10 protein-coding genes are annotated in these 15,065 nt (G+C 45.6%); 1 reads left to right on the plus strand and 9 read right to left on the minus strand.

The genetic code is table 11. From position 1 onward, the window contains the following. Nucleotides 1–107 precede the first annotated feature (107 nt). From G496_RS0116590 to G496_RS0116615, 6 genes are all read right to left on the minus strand, one after another. Nucleotides 108–2,528, minus strand: a complete 2,421-nt coding sequence (locus G496_RS0116590) for a glycosyltransferase (protein WP_027180253.1) — start codon at nucleotides 2,526–2,528, stop codon at nucleotides 108–110. A gap of 211 nt (nucleotides 2,529–2,739) precedes the next feature. After that, nucleotides 2,740–5,724: an AIR synthase-related protein gene (locus tag G496_RS0116595; protein WP_027180254.1), complete on the minus strand. Its 2,985-nt coding sequence runs from the start codon at nucleotides 5,722–5,724 to the stop codon at nucleotides 2,740–2,742. A gap of 208 nt (nucleotides 5,725–5,932) precedes the next feature. Beyond that, entirely contained in the window at nucleotides 5,933–8,419 is a 2,487-nt protein-coding gene (locus tag G496_RS0116600) for a sensor domain-containing diguanylate cyclase (RefSeq protein WP_027180255.1), read from the minus strand. 28 nt (nucleotides 8,420–8,447) lie between these two features. Further along, on the minus strand, nucleotides 8,448–9,416 hold the full coding sequence (locus G496_RS0116605; RefSeq protein ID WP_027180256.1) for a polyprenyl synthetase family protein: 969 nt from the start codon (nucleotides 9,414–9,416) through the stop codon (nucleotides 8,448–8,450). 55 nt (nucleotides 9,417–9,471) lie between these two features. After that, a complete protein-coding gene (mqnB, locus tag G496_RS0116610) occupies nucleotides 9,472–10,161 on the minus strand; it encodes a futalosine hydrolase (protein ID WP_027180257.1) in 690 nt (229 codons plus the stop codon). A gap of 8 nt (nucleotides 10,162–10,169) precedes the next feature. Next, entirely contained in the window at nucleotides 10,170–11,480 is a 1,311-nt protein-coding gene (locus G496_RS0116615; protein ID WP_027180258.1) for a nucleotide sugar dehydrogenase, read from the minus strand. Nucleotides 11,481–11,563: 83 nt separating this feature from the next. Between G496_RS0116615 and G496_RS0116620 the strand changes: the two genes are divergently transcribed. After that, complete coding sequence (locus tag G496_RS0116620; protein ID WP_027180259.1) at nucleotides 11,564–11,773, plus strand: DUF2065 domain-containing protein; 210 nt, start codon at nucleotides 11,564–11,566, stop codon at nucleotides 11,771–11,773. A 5-nt stretch (nucleotides 11,774–11,778) separates the two neighbouring features. Here the strand turns inward: G496_RS0116620 and G496_RS0116625 are convergent, their stop codons facing one another. The 3 genes from G496_RS0116625 to G496_RS0116635 form a co-directional block, all read right to left on the minus strand. After that, nucleotides 11,779–12,510 (minus strand): ubiquinone/menaquinone biosynthesis methyltransferase, encoded by a 732-nt coding sequence (locus tag G496_RS0116625; protein WP_027180260.1) that lies wholly within the window; start codon nucleotides 12,508–12,510, stop codon nucleotides 11,779–11,781. After that, nucleotides 12,511–12,690, minus strand: a complete 180-nt coding sequence (locus G496_RS0116630) for a hypothetical protein (protein ID WP_027180261.1) — start codon at nucleotides 12,688–12,690, stop codon at nucleotides 12,511–12,513. 353 nt (nucleotides 12,691–13,043) lie between these two features. Then, on the minus strand, nucleotides 13,044–15,065 hold a 2,022-nt coding region (locus G496_RS0116635; protein WP_027180262.1), incomplete at its 5' end, for a hypothetical protein.

Below are 15,065 nucleotides of genomic sequence, written 5' to 3' on the forward strand. Positions count from 1 at the left end.
GCCCGCGGACTTCATGTCTGCGGGCCTTTTTTTATAATTCAAGCGGCAAATCAAAAAGCGGCCGCATAATCATGCAACCGCTCAATATCCTTTTTTTAAACTCCCGGTTAAACCCGGACGCTTTCCTCATAAAGATCCCATGTTTTTAAAAACTCCGCATCAAAAGATCTTTTTTCGGTGTAATCTCTGGCACTAGCTCTCATATATCCAAGCAGTTCAGGATGATCTGTAAGCCTGAGTATGGCTCTTGCCAGCGCATCAGAATTGCAGGCCTCTACAATAAGCCCTGTTTTGTCCGGTATAAGATTCTCTTTAGGCCCGCCAATGTCAGTGACAATAACCGGCAGTCCCGAAGCCTGAGCCTCCAGAACAACATTTCCGAATGTATCGGTGGACGAAGGAAAAACAAAGATATCGGCACTGGCATAAGCCTGAGCCAGATCATCCCCATCAAGATATCCGGTAAAAGTTACTGCCATCCCTGAAAGCTTTTGTTCCATGACTTCCCGATAAGGGCCATCGCCGACTACAATCAGATGAACTTCCGGCCTGATGGGAGCGAGGGTCGAAAAAGCTTCGGTTAGGACATCAAGATTTTTTTCTCTCGAAACCCTGCCCACATAAATAAGTTTTACTGATTCTCTAACCTTGAATTTTCCTTTATAAAAACCATTTCTCTTTTCAGGAGTAAAACGGCTGGTATCAACACCACGGGGATAAGTGGTTATCTTACTCGACTCTACACCCCGGACAACAAGCTCATCGCCGGTCGCTTCTGATGGAACAAAAACAATTTCCATCTGATTATAAAACCAGATCATGAATTTCCAGGCTAAATCTTCAAGTCCGGTATCATCGGTAAAAGCCCTCACATACTGGGGAAAAGCCGTATGATAGGTTCCATGTACAGGCTTTTTAAGCAGTTTTGCTATGGCCAGCCCGGCAAGACCGACAGGTCCGGGGGTAGCAAGGTGATACAGGCTGTAATCCTTTTCAATGCAATGTGATAAAATTTTTAAAAAAGGCGGATAGGTCATATTGAGTTCCGGATATTCAGGAAAATCAAAAACACCCGCTGGTTTGAAACTGGCAATCTGATCTGAAATTCCGGCGGCACCGCAGGTAATTACCGTCAGCTTTTTATCATACTTGCCGGCAACCTCCAGTTGTCTCTGCAAAGTCAGAGCAACACCGTTAACTTCTTCAAAAGTATCGGTAAAATGAGCAATGCGAACTTCATTTTCACCTTCCACCTTTTGTCCGAAAGCTTTCAGGCAATCAGCAGCCAGTTCTCTTTCCCGGGCAAAAAGACCGTATGAAAGGAAATATGGAGCAAGCAACGCATAAAGAGAACCGGCAGCTCCTATGGTATGAAAAACATCAAATATATTGGCCCCGACAGCACTATGCAGAATCCTGTCACCAAGTCCGGAAAGGACTTTATCCGTAGCCATTCCCACAAACCTGAACCATTCATCTTCAAGCACTTCAGGGCTTCTTACAGCCCCCTTGCTGACTTTATCAAACCGGGCATCCTGTTGAACTATTTTATTGGCCTCACATAGCAGCGCGGCCTGAACGCTGTCTGACTTCTGGAAATATTTTCTGCTTCTATGGCGGTAAAGATAGCTTTGAAGCCTTTCAATTATTCCGGGCTCTTTTTTATCTCCGGGATCAAGAGCATTATCTATAAAGTCGAAGCATTCCGCGCTTCTTCGAAATGTTTTAAGATTGAAATGGCTTTTATAAAACTGATAGGCGATGCCATATAAATTATGGGCCATTGTTCTCGGAGTTGCGGGCCTGCCCTGCACCATTGTTCTATCCTGCTCCAGAGCTGCCAGCAGATCGTCCACGTCATGCACTTTGGAAATCCAGGTAAAAACCCGAGCGATGTTGATACCGGAATGATCATCCGAACCGCCGGTAAGAGACTTCACCCACGGCGTGCTGCCATACGGCTTAATGGAGTGTTTATCAGCAAGCCTGTCCATTACTTCAGGATTGAGGCTTTCTACAATAGAGCGCAAAGCATTGTTCTGAGACTCGTCTCTTGTTCCGTTGAGTTCAAGTATGTTGAACAGCAGAAGGCACTGCTCAAAATGCTCAGGGGTCAGACGTTCATTCACAGCAAAGAGAGGATGCGCAAGAACATGGGTGATCTTCTGTTCTCTGAGATATGGAACCAGATCAAATACATTTTCTCTTAATTTTTGAAATTCCCGGTGCTGAGCCTCGGTGATGTTATAGGTAAGAACGTGCAGCTTGCATCCATCTTCAGGGAAATAGGTGGTGACTTCCTCGCTCACGAACGTATTGCCCAGATGAGCGATTTCAAGACTGCCGTCTATGGTGTTATGGTCTGTAATGGTAACTACATCCATTTTTCTGGCAAGAGCCCGTCTGTAGATGCTTAAAGGTTCGGTGAAGCTCTCAGGGCAGCCGAGCTTCTGCAAAACCCATTGTGACGGTCGTGTCGAATATTTAGAATGGACATGCAGGTCCACCCTTACATCTGAACCATTCATGCGGACTTCCTCCTCGCACCTCCGGGGTGCGCTCAGTGTAGTTTGGATGCCCTCTGTATATGGTCAGTCCAATGTAACAGGTCTACAATAGGGTTACGGTTTAAAGTTTTTTTAGAGAAATACAAAAAAAAGCCGGAGTCTTCGTCACAACGACGAAAACTCCGGCAATTTTTTATTTATGATTGAATGTCAGACGGAAAAAAACTTCTGCCTACCAGTCAAGAGTATCTTTAAAAGCTTTTGCCATGACCGCAATTTTATTGCGGACAACAGCATCCATTCCTTCAGTAATACCAAAGGAATCAAGGCCGGTTGTCATTCCGATTCTAGCAAAAGTCTGACCTGCAAACATTTCTTCAAAAGCAATGGCATTAGCCGGGTCGACAGTTACCAGCATACGGCTAGGAGTCTCACTGTAAAGGGTTGAGAGAGTACTCAGACCGTATTCACGGGGAACGGAGCAGATATCTATCTCCGCACCGACACGACCACCGATGGACATTTCCGCAAGAGCAACCGCGAGACCACCGTCAGAAAGGTCATGGCAGGCACTGATGTAACCCTTGCGCATAGCCTGATGCAGAGTGCGATAACGGGTAACAGCTTCAAGAGCTTCAACTCTGGGTACAAGATTATGCGAAAATCCAAGCTGTGAGGCAATCTCGGTTCCACCAAGTTCGTTGCGGGTTCTTCCAAGAAGATAAACCAGATCTCCGGGTTTCTTGAAGTCGGAAGTCACGCAGATGGAAACATCAGGAATAACACCTATCACAGAGAAAAGAACGGTCGGGGGAATAGAGATTTTTACTCCTCCACCCTTGTAGTCGTTCTTCATGGAGTCTTTACCTGAGATACAGGGAACCCCGTAGCTGCGGCAGAAATGTGAAAGAGCCAGATTGGCACGAACCAGCTGGGCCAGTTTGTAATGACCGTCAGGAGTGCTTTCCGATTGAACCGGATCACACCAGCAGAAGTTATCAACACCGGCCATGTAGTCAATATCAGCACCGACAGCGACAGCATTTCTTACAGCTTCGTCAATGGCGTTAGCCATCATCCAGTAAGTATCAAGATCACTGAATTTGGGGCAGATACCGTGAGAAACAACCAGTCCTTTTTCTGATTCAAGATCAGGCCTTAAAACACCTGCATCCGAAGGACCGTCCTGACGTTCTCCGACCATTGGTTTTACAACGCTTTTGCCCTGCACTTCATGATCGTACTGACGAACCAGATATTCCTTGCTGCATATATTCAGTCTGCCAAGCATATCGAGAAGCAGAGCTGAGTGATCTTCAACTTCAGGCTCGCCGCTGAATTCGATTACCGGACGTTCCCAGACAGCCTTGAGTTCCATCTGGGGAACACCGTCATGCAGGAAATCCATGCCGATAGAGGCAACCGGCTTATCACCATAACGTATATTGTAATAGCCGCTGTCCACATAAGTACCGAGAGCAGTTGCTTCAACATCCATCTCTTCAGCAAGGGCCATGAACTGGTCCAGCTTTTCAGGAGGAACAGCAAGAGTCATGCGCTCCTGTGCTTCTGAAACAAGAATTTCCCACGGACGCAGACCGTCATATTTAAGAGGAGCTTTGGCAAGGTCAAGGTCACAGCCGTTGCAGTCTTCAGCCATTTCACCGACAGAAGAAGAAAGGCCGCCGGCACCGTTATCAGTGATAGCGTTATAAAGGCCGAGATCACGGGCGCGCATCAGGCAGTCATACATTTTGCGCTGGGTGATCGGGTCACCAATCTGAACTGCTGTAGCAGGTGAACCTTCGTGCAGTTCTTCAGAAGAGAATGTTGCTCCATGAATACCGTCTTTGCCGATACGTCCACCGGCCATGACAATGATATCACCAGGGAGAGCTTTTTTCTCATGACTAGGCTTGCCGGCAACAGTAACAGGCATGGTACCGACTGTTCCGCAGTATACCAGTGGTTTTCCGAGATATCTTTCATCGAAAACCATTGAACCGTTTACAGTGGGTATGCCGGATTTGTTACCGCCGTGCTCAACGCCCTCACGGACACCTTCAAAAACCCTGCGGGGGTGCAGAAGACGTGGAGGAAGCTCACCCTCATGAAAAGGAGAAGCAAAACAGAAAACATCAGTATTGCAGAGCAGATTTGCACCCATACCGGTTCCCATCGGGTCACGGTTAACACCGACGATACCGGTCAGGGCTCCACCGTAAGGGTCAAGGGCCGAGGGGCTGTTATGTGTTTCCATTTTTACACAGACATTAATCTTGTCGCTGAACTTAATGACTCCGGCATTATCTTTAAATACGGAAAGGCAGTAATCGTCATCGCCTTTCTCATCCCGAAGCTGCTGTGTAGTTTTTTGAATACAGGTTTTATAAAGGCTGTCCAGAGTTGTACGAACTCCGGTTTCCTTGTTTTCGTAATCAATTTTGGAACTGAAAATTTTGTGCTTGCAGTGTTCAGACCAGGTCTGTGCCAGAGCTTCAAGTTCGGCATCGGTCGGATCAATTCCAAGACCGAGGCTTTTACGATGCTCCATTCTCTCCGGGGCGGCGAAATAATCACGAATACGCTGCATTTCTTCAAGATTTAGAGCTAGAGTATTCGACCTGCTGAAATCAACCAGCTCGGCATCACTCATGGTGGAAAGAGGAATTATAGCGACTTCATCACTGGCCTGTCCGGTAACTCTTGCGGCTTTAGCCTCAAAACCGGGAGCGGCGTTCCAGTCTTCAGCTGATTTGATTTCGTAGCGCTGAATCAGTTTATTAGCCAGGAGTCCACCGGCAATGAATTCAACCTGAGATAATTCCAGATCTTCATCAAAAATAAACTGTGTGGAAGTATAGACTTTGATTTTTTCTCTTTCTTTACCGGAAAGGCCGAGAACTGTAGCCAGAGTTTCCTGAGCGGTACGGCCTTCGTTATCTGTTACACCGGGTCTGAAACCGACCTCAAGATACCACTTTCCACCGGAAGCCAGCGGTTTAAGTGAAGGATCATGTAAAACCGGATCATGCAGTGCTCCGAGTTCCAGAACCTTATCAACATCATTCTGTTCCAGACCTTCAACCGTGTAGACTTTTATGGTGCGGACTTCGCCCGCCTCCAGACCTAGTTCTTCACGGATTTTGCGGGACACCCTTTTTCCGTGTACATCTTTTACATGGGATTTAAGACCGACCTCGATCCGCCAGAGCATGGCTCTCTCCTTTTTCAATACGGCACAGACAACGCGCCAGAGTTTCTCACATTGGAACAGCCCGAAGACCGGAACTGCCATAAACAAAACTAAAAGACAAAGCCGTCCCGAACAATCAGGAAGGCTTTGACAGAATCTTTATATTTAATTTTTTCTACCGGACAGAAATACAAAATATACTGTACCGGTTTTCATAAAATAAAACGCCTCAGGACCATTCAAATTTATTTCCGCCTTTTCCCTTGGCCTTATAAGCCGCGGTATCAGCTCTTTTGAGAACATCAGAAGCTTTTTCTCCGGGCCTTAGCACAGCAAGTCCACCACTGACGGTAACCCTGCCGGAAAACTCTTTCTCAGCCCTCAGGCGGATACGTTCCGCTATTTTCTGAAGGCCTTCAGCCCTCACTTCAGTAACTATAGCCGCAAACTCATCACCGCCGTATCGGCAGGGAAAATCCATTCCGGCCCGCAATTCCTCTTTGAGGATTCTTCCTACTGAACGAAGTATTTTATCCCCTGCAAGGTGGCCCTCAGTGTCATTGACATTTTTAAATCCGTCAAGATCAAAGAACATGAGTCCGAAGGCTCTTCCGGTTCTATCACTGCGCGCAATTTCACGGTGCAGAAGTGAATTGAACTGACTGTGATTGAAGAGTTCTGTAAGCCCGTCAAAGACAGCCTGTTTTTTAAGCTTGTCCTCCAGCCTTCTTATAGGTGTAAGGTCACGAGCTACAATAAGAAATCTGTCACCGCCTTCTTCACCAAGACTGCTTATAACAAGCTCAAATGGAAGCCCTGAAGATTCAGTTCTGCTCAGGGTGACTTCAATAATATTTTTACCGTGCGAAAGGACTTCAGGGCCCCATCTCCCGGTAAAAGTCTCAGATGGGCTGGCGATATCAAAAAGATTACGGCCAAGAAAAATCTTTGAAAAACGAGATGAGGCGTAGCCGATGTTACCGCGTTTGTCGACAGTGAAAACTATATCCTTCATGGAATCCAGAAGCCCCTCAAGAAAATCCCGTTCCTTGAGCGACTGGACCTGAGCTTCAGATACTTCCCGGATGTCCTCCATTATGACGGTCACTCCGGAATCACTGTTCTTCATATTTTTATGGGCCGAAAGATACAGGCATGAGTCTTTAGGAGCTCCGCCGGTGCGGAGTCTTCCACATTGAATTTTGCTGAATGCTTTTTTATTTTCAGAATTGAGAAAGACATCCCACCTGCTGCCAAGGCTGGAATTTATACCCATTTCAACCAGTTTTTTAAAATCACTTTCCCCGCTGGCTCCTGCCCCGCCGAGCATTCTGGACATCTGATCGTTCATATCCTTCAAGCGGCCCTTATTATCAAGGGTAGCTATTGCCAGTGGCAGGCTTTCCAGAGTCTGTGCTCTATCTTCCAGTAAAAACTGCTTTGCGCTATAATGTTCGTAGCTCTGACCGACAAAACGCAGATAAAGATTTAAATCTTCAATGTCATTTTCCGAAATTTCACTTCTTTCAAGGCGAAGCTCACCAAGCTTGATGCGGTGGCTGAATATTTCTCTGCGAAAAGTATCGGACTGCCATTTGATTTCCTCTTCCCTGAGGCCGGAACCTAAACGGCTTACCCCGGCATCCCCTTCTGATCTATAAAGGCTGAACTCTTTACTGTGTGGTGATTTTAAAGCCAGTTCCCAGTTTGAAATATCCCAGTTAAGCTTTAAGTGCCGTGAAATTATTCTGGAGATTGTATCCAGTCCGCCTTCAGCTGTGAGGAGTTCCAGACTTAGAAAATAACTAGCCTGTAAATTTTTTATGCTGTGCTCATAGTAAGGAGTTTCGCTTTTGTTCTCACTCATCCCGAGAGTAGCAAGCATGGACTTGAATTTAGTCCTGCAGACATCCCTGAATCCCTCCAGATCTTCTTCGCACATGTTGAGGGAATTTTGGAGCAGGCTTTCAAATTGAAGCACGTTGAAAGGAGCCGCGGCCCCTCCAATTTCCATTTCAGCCCATCTGGTGGCAAGTATTACAGCTTTGGTCTGAGGATCGTGGGAATCGAGATTTAAGATATCATGATGTTTTTTAATGGCAGGACAATCCAGAGCTTTCACTTTCCAGTGATTAAGAAGGGTCTGGCTCAAATCGCCATGATTCATGCCCCAGACTTTTTCTTCCTCCTCGATCTGTCCGGAATAAAGAAAAGTAAGATTTTTCATTCGATCAAGACCGGGCAGCTCTTCGGGCGCATTGCAACCTAAAAAGAACAGTCCGATATCCTTGAGCAGGCAGCACAGATAGACTCTGTCGGCATGGTCGGGGCATATTCTGGAAGCTATAAGATTTGCAGCGATGGCTCCCCATACGGTGATGAGCCAGTCTTCATAGATATCATATCCATCAATAGTAAGGTTAGAACAGATATGTTTCTGAAAAGTTACGGTAACAGCAAGATTGAGGAGCTCCCTTGTTCCAAGAACAATGGCAGCCCTCTTCAAATCCGAAATTTCCTGAGAAAGGCCATAAAATGGAGAATTAACCAGATTCAGTATGGTTGTAGAAAGAGCCGGGTCCATGCTGATAATTTTGCCGAGCACCGCAAAATCCGGTTCAGGTTTTGCTGCCTCCTCCATAAGATTCAACATTACAGGAGGAAAACTGAGCTTCATGATCTTATGAGGAGATTCAAGAATATCTTCAAGGCTCATGGCTTTCAGCTCCTTTATGACTCACAGTCTATTTGCTACGGGTTAATACATAATCCGCGGCATGCCCGAGAATGAGTTTTTCAGGAGAGTCGGGCAACGGCGCGAGGCTCTGTTTCGCTTTTTCAACATAGTCGGCGGCAAACTGCCTTGTCTGTTGTCCAAGACCTTTTTCCCTGATTCGACCGACAATTTCACTTCGGCGGTCTTCACTAAGGGTCATGGCCTTTAATCCGGCAAGAAGCTCCTCCGCTTCTTCCCTTTCTAACATTTCAAGCAAAAGAATCAAAGGTAAAGTAATTTTACCTTCTTTAAGGTCTCCGCCTTCCGGTTTTCCGGTATCGTCAGAAGGAGATTCATAATCAAGAGCATCGTCAACAAGCTGAAAAGCTATGCCCATATTGAGGCCGAAATTTCCAAGGGCATCTTCAATTTCCGAATCATCACAGGCAATAGCAGCACCAAGACGGCAGGAAGTTTCAATAAGGCGGGCAGTCTTGCCTATTATTATTTCCATGTAGGTATCACGGCTTGCCACAGGCTCTGAAATATGTGCTATTTCACGAATTTCTCCCTGAGCTGTAGCCATAATGCCATCGGCAAGAATCATACTGATACGTGATTTTCCATATCTGGAACCGATAAGATTCGCCAGAGCCAGCAGAACGTCCCCGGCAAGGACCGTCTCAGTAACTCCGAAAACAAGGTGTGCGGCTTTTCTGCCTCTTCTCAAATCTGCATCGTCAAGAATATCGTCATGTATCAGCGTGGCAGCGTGCAGCAGTTCGAGTGAACAGGCCAAAGGATAAATATCCTCTGAAGCATAACCGAGTGACCTTGCACTGAGCAGCGTCAGCACAGGGCGGATACGCTTGCCCGGAGCGAGAAGGACGTGTTGCGCAACATCCCTGACAAGACCTTCCATCCTGTCTGTTTCGCTTTTAAGAAAACAGTTGATATTCGGTAATTCCTGCTGAAAATATTGTAATAGCTCTGTCATTGAATCCAGGATTCCAATTTACGGTAGTTGATAAACGCTTCGATAAGCCCGCATCTCAAAAAAGACTTGAGCAGACACTTCCAAGCTTGCCAAAAGCAGCACCAAGATTCCAGTCTTCGGCTCTGCGTGACCCCACAAGGTTCGAGATCGTCCGCACCTCACACACGGGAAGGCCTTTCAAAGCACATCCATAGGCGACTGCAAACCCCTCCATATTTTCAATACCGGCGTCATACTTTTTCAGTAAAACGTCTGCGCCTTCGGCACTCCCGGTAACTCCGCTGACTGTCAGGCTCACCGCAGTGTCAATATTTTCAGGATTTTTCAGGCCCAGCTTTGTAAAATCTGTTTCAAGCCCGACCCTATCCCAAATATCTTCACCAGCCGCTCTTCCTAAACAAAAGCCGATCCCTCCAGGATCGATGCCGCCAGCTCTTTTCAGCCCGTATTCGGGCCATATTTCAGTCTTAACAAAACAGGCCGAACCCACCGGATACACATCGGGAAGGAATGTTCCGGCAACGCCGGCAACAACTGCCCCGCAAAATTCAGCTCCCGCCAGAGCCGAACCAAGGGCCAGTGCAGCATTCACAACACCGATTCCTGTAACCAACAACAGACACTCACGCCCTTTGACATGATGCGCTGCAACCCTGCCCTGCTCAAGCCGCGGTAAAGCACCAAGTCCGCCGATAGCGGCCTTCATTTCTTTTACCGTGGCGGTGATGAACAGGACAGGCTTCATATATACTTTTACAGTCTCCAGTAAGAAATACCGGCATCAGTGAGTTCTTTGGGGTCAAAGAAACCTTTGACATCAATAACAACTGCTTTATCCGGATTCTTGAAAAGAGCCTTGATTTCTTCCGGTCCGAAAGATTTGTACTGATCATGGGAAACAGCAAGGATTACTGCTTCAAGATCATGCAACTCTTCCATCGAAACTAATTCGAGTCCGTATTCTTCCTTTGCTTCTTCAGGATCAGCTAAAGGATCATGCACAAGAACATTCACTCCAAAGGAACGCAATTCTTCAACAACGTCAACAACTTTGGTGTTTCTGAGATCAGGAACATTCTCTTTAAATGTAAGACCGAGAATAGCCACACGGGAATTCTTGACCACACTTTCACCGTTTATCATCTGTTTTACAGTAGTATCAGCGATAAATTTACCCATAGAATCATTGATTTTTCTACCGGCAAGAATGACCTGAGGGTGGTAACCGATCTCTTCAGCTTTGGTAGTCAGGTAATAGGGATCAACACCAATGCAGTGTCCACCGACCAGACCCGGCCTGAAAGGCAGAAAGTTCCATTTGGTTCCGGAAGCTTCAAGAACGTCAAGAGTATCAATTCCCAGTCTGTCAAATATAAGGGCAAGCTCATTCATAAGAGCTATATTCAGGTCACGCTGGGTATTTTCAATAACTTTAGCGGCTTCAGCCACTTTTATTGAAGATGCGCGGTGTGTTCCGGCAGTAATAACGCTGCCGTACAGTTTTTCAAGAAGGTCGGCGCAGGCTTCATCATTACCGGAAACAACCTTTACGATTGTCTGGAGGGTATGTTCCCTGTCACCGGGATTGATGCGTTCCGGAGAATATCCCACGCTGAATTCAGATCCGAATTTCAAACCTGATTCCTTTTCAAGAATGGGAACGCACAAATCTTCGGTAAGTCCGGGATAAACTGTTGATTCGTATGCAACCACAGTTCCCTTGGACATATTCTGTCCAACAGTCTTTGATGCGCCCACAACAGGGGTAAGATCGGGATTACGGCTTTTATCAATGGGAGTAGGAACCGCAACAATGATTACCCCGGCCTCTTTAAGCCTTGCAGGGTCGCTGGTGAATTCAAGATACTGGTTGAAATCAGCATCAAGAACTTCAGCAGTACGGTCGTAACCTTCTTCAAGTTCCTTGACTCTCTTTTCAGAGATATCAAAACCGATAACCTTAAACTTACGTCCAAATGCCACAGCAAGTGGCAGTCCAACATAGCCAAGACCTACTATGGCTATTGGAGTTTCTTTATTTTCTATACTTTCATACGTAATCATTTAATTCTTCCTGGTTTGTATTTTTTCAAAATCTCAAAGCAGGCGGGGTGGACAACGCCGTCGCTCACAGATAAATATTGCTTATGAGTATTAACTGGTCCTACCTTATATCGGCTCTCGGACTTGCCTTCATGATTGAAGGCATACCTTATTTTATTTTTTCAGAACGCATGCCCATGATCCTGCTCAATCTTGTGCAGAAAGGGCCAAAACAGCTTCGCATACTAGGCCTAATTGCGATGATTCTAGGGCTGCTCCTGATCTCGCTTGGAAAATCTATTGCTGAACTTTAAAGCTTTTATTCGGCTTTTTCAGCTACGTGAATATAAACTATACCGGATAATAAAGGAATAAACATCACTCTGCTGAAACCGGCTTTGCGAAGTTCCTCTCCAAGTGACCTTTCGTCAGGAAAAGCCTTAATGGTATCAGCAAGATATGTATATGCCCCGCTGTCTCCGGAAATAATTCTCCCGATAAAAGGAAGAACTTTGTTCAGGTAAAAATTGTATACACCTTTCCAGATTCTCTTTTTGCCGGAGCCGAATTCAAGGATGCAGAAACGTGCTCCAGGCTTGAGGGTGCGCAATATTTCCTTATACACTTCCGCACGGGGAAGAATATTTCTTATACCAAAAGAAATTGTGGCTCCATCAAGACAATTGTCAGGCAGCGGGATAATTTTACCATCCGCCTGAACAGCGGCAATATGTTTTCCTCTAACTGGTTCATGTTTGCCGTCAAGCTTTTTACGCTTTCCGCAATGAAGCATCTGATAAGTAAAATCCATAGCCAGCACACGGCAGTCCGGATACTGACGTAAAAGTTCTACCGAAACATCAAGAGTTCCGGCAGCAAGGTCAAGAATCAAACCGTTCTTTAATGGTTTGACCAGTCTTGCCAGACGATATCTCCAGTAGCAGTCCTGTCCGAGACTTAAAAAATGGTTCAGAAAATCATACCATCCAGCAATGCGGCCGAACATTGCAGCAACTTTTCTGCCGTGTTCGGTTTGTCTGACTTCCGACATCTATTTGGAAGCTCCTTTCTCGCATGAATTTTCTTCCCCGCTTGAAATGGTCTTTAAGACATCATTATATATAGTATCAAAATTTTCAGAAAAATTGGATGGGGAAATACGACCGACTTCAATAAATTTTACAATTATTTCTTTGGCAACTTGAAGTGCCTGCTTCTGTAATTTTTCCATTTTTAACTCCCATTTTAGAATCTAAAAAACCCGCCCGGCGGGAAATGGCCACGACCTCCGCAGGTGGGCTCCGGGCGGGTAAAAAAGAAAAAAACCTTTTAAGCCCTTCTCTATTTTGAGAGGTCTTTATCACGAGAGCAACTGGTTAGTCGACCCGCTTATAGCCCCTATCCCGCCTGAAAATAAAAAATATACCTCTCCAATCGCATTGTTCGAAATAAAAAATATAAATAAAAAATAATCTGTAACAAATTAACAAAACATTTCAAAAGGAAACAACAAAATAATTAAATAAAAAAAGAGACCGCGATAAACACGGTCCCTTTAATTCTTTTTTAAATTTTATTCTGAAATTACTCTTCAAGCTCACTTGCAAGAACAGCAATCTCCTCACGAATAATTCTGGCTGCTTCGGCAGGAACGGCCTTTTCAAGCCTTTCTTCAAGAGTCTCGTCAAGCAGAAGCTTGAATTCATTCTCCAGTTCTTCCTTGATTTCATCAATTTTTTCAACAAATCTGGGAACAAGGAATTCTTCAATATCTTCAGTCAAACGACTCTTTATTCTGTAAAAAGCAGGTGCATCCGGGTCAAGTTCACGCTCCAGAACAGAAGCTATTTTTTCTTCCGGATCAGGAAGACTGCTGATTCTGGATTCAATTTCTTCGCTTAACTCAGTTTTGGAAGATTCCAGTTTTTCAGAAAGCCTGCTTTCCAGCGAAGCTCCCAGTTCGGATATTCCAGACTCGACAAGACTTGAGATTTCAGCTCCAAGGCCTGATTTCAGTTCTGTCAGACCCGATTTAAGTTCTGTCAGGCCGGACTCCAGAGACTCAGAAATTCTGGAATCATTCTCTTCAAGAGCTTTTGAAATTTTTGCATCTTCGGACTCAAAGCCTTCCTTGATTCTGCTTTCCGCAGCTTCCAGCAATGAAGAACTGAGATTCTGTAATATTTCACCACTGCTATCAAGGGCGGTATTTACACAGGTCTCAACCTGACTGCTGAAGTCAGGCTCTTCTGAAGTTTTCGCTTCAAGAGCTTCAAGTCGGGCAGCAAGATCATCATAGCCGTTCAAACGTTCCTCAAGCTTGGCAGAGAGACTTTCGTAGTATCCCAGACGTTCTTCAAGCTCTACGATTCGTTCACTCAAAGCCTGATTAGCCTCGTTCAAAGCTGAAACTTCCTCAAATCTTGATTCAAATTCATCAAGACGTGATGAAAGTTCCTCTACCGCTGCGGAATCGTCAACAACGCTGACAACATCGGCCAGAGCCTCTTCCTCGTCAACTTCATCAAGATCAAGGTCTGAAAGGTCTATTTCAGCATCTTCCAGCAGTGCTCCCAGATCGATATCCTGATCATCAAGGGCGAGATCGCCATCATCAAGATCGAGGCCACTATGATCATCTTCCGGCTCAACTTCAATGGCAGCTACTTCTTTGTCACGAAGTTCTAATTCAGAATCAGTTCGGGCAAGATCAAGATCTTCAATGTCAGCCAGATCTATTTCAGGAGCAGCCTCAGCAGCAGTTTCTTCCTCAGAATCGGTTACGTCCTCTTCCGGTTCGGCAATTTCGGATTCCGCATCCATTGCGGCAACATCAATTGTTTCCGGCTGGGCGTCTGCAATTTCATCAGGATCAACATCATCGGAATCAATCTCAACATCCGGCTCAAAATCTTCTACCATCTCAGAATCTTTTACTGGATCGACATCTTCAGGAATGGCTTTTTCTTCAGGGAAATCTTCTTCAATTTCATCAAGCGAAATATCTTCTGAGAGATCGAGACCTCCCTCACTAACATCAGAAATAAGACCTTCAAGGTCCTCTTCTGACAAGACTTCTTCCTGCACCTCGCCCAGATCAAGTTCTTCTCCGGCATCACCGAGTAGATCATCCAATTCAGAAAATTCGTCATCTGAATCAGTAAGCAGTTCATCAAGGTCCATAACTTCTTCACTGTCTTCAAAAACGGAATCAAGGTCAGAATCCTCATCAACAGAAGAGTTACCGCCAAGTCCATCTATAAGACCATCAAGATCAACCTCATCTGCGGATGATCCGCTTTCTTCAAGCTCATCCAGATCAAGGTCATCAAGTCCCGGTATAGAAAAATCATCTTCGCTGTCTTGAGATAAATCGCCTGACTCTTCGGCTGTATCAGCAAGTTCCAAATCTCCGGGAGCAGATTCAGTAGCATTGTTGACAACAGGGTCAGTATTTACAGCATCATCTTTGGTCTCTTCAATGACAGAATCGGAATCTGCATCGTCAGCAGCTTCAGCTACGTCATCAAGAACCAGATCAACATCGTCACCGGCTTCGGCTACGTCATCGAGAACGAGGTCTACATCGTCACCAGCTTCGGCTAC

This window comes from Maridesulfovibrio bastinii DSM 16055, assembly GCF_000429985.1.
In the GTDB taxonomy this organism is placed as follows: domain Bacteria; phylum Desulfobacterota; class Desulfovibrionia; order Desulfovibrionales; family Desulfovibrionaceae; genus Maridesulfovibrio; species Maridesulfovibrio bastinii.

Bases quoted from the DNA above. Each gene is read 5' to 3' on its own strand.
- G496_RS0116590 (WP_027180253.1), bottom strand. From the start codon at position 2,528: ATGAATGGTTCAGATGTAAGGGTGGACCTGCATGTCCATTCTAAATAT.
- G496_RS0116595 (WP_027180254.1), bottom strand. From the start codon at position 5,724: ATGCTCTGGCGGATCGAGGTCGGTCTTAAATCCCATGTAAAAGATGTA.
- G496_RS0116600 (WP_027180255.1), bottom strand. From the start codon at position 8,419: ATGAGCCTTGAAGATATTCTTGAATCTCCTCATAAGATCATGAAGCTC.
- G496_RS0116605 (WP_027180256.1), bottom strand. From the start codon at position 9,416: ATGACAGAGCTATTACAATATTTTCAGCAGGAATTACCGAATATCAAC.
- mqnB (WP_027180257.1), bottom strand. From the start codon at position 10,161: ATGAAGCCTGTCCTGTTCATCACCGCCACGGTAAAAGAAATGAAGGCC.
- G496_RS0116615 (WP_027180258.1), bottom strand. From the start codon at position 11,480: ATGATTACGTATGAAAGTATAGAAAATAAAGAAACTCCAATAGCCATA.
- G496_RS0116620 (WP_027180259.1), top strand. From the start codon at position 11,564: ATGAGTATTAACTGGTCCTACCTTATATCGGCTCTCGGACTTGCCTTC.
- G496_RS0116625 (WP_027180260.1), bottom strand. From the start codon at position 12,510: ATGTCGGAAGTCAGACAAACCGAACACGGCAGAAAAGTTGCTGCAATG.
- G496_RS0116630 (WP_027180261.1), bottom strand. From the start codon at position 12,690: ATGGAAAAATTACAGAAGCAGGCACTTCAAGTTGCCAAAGAAATAATT.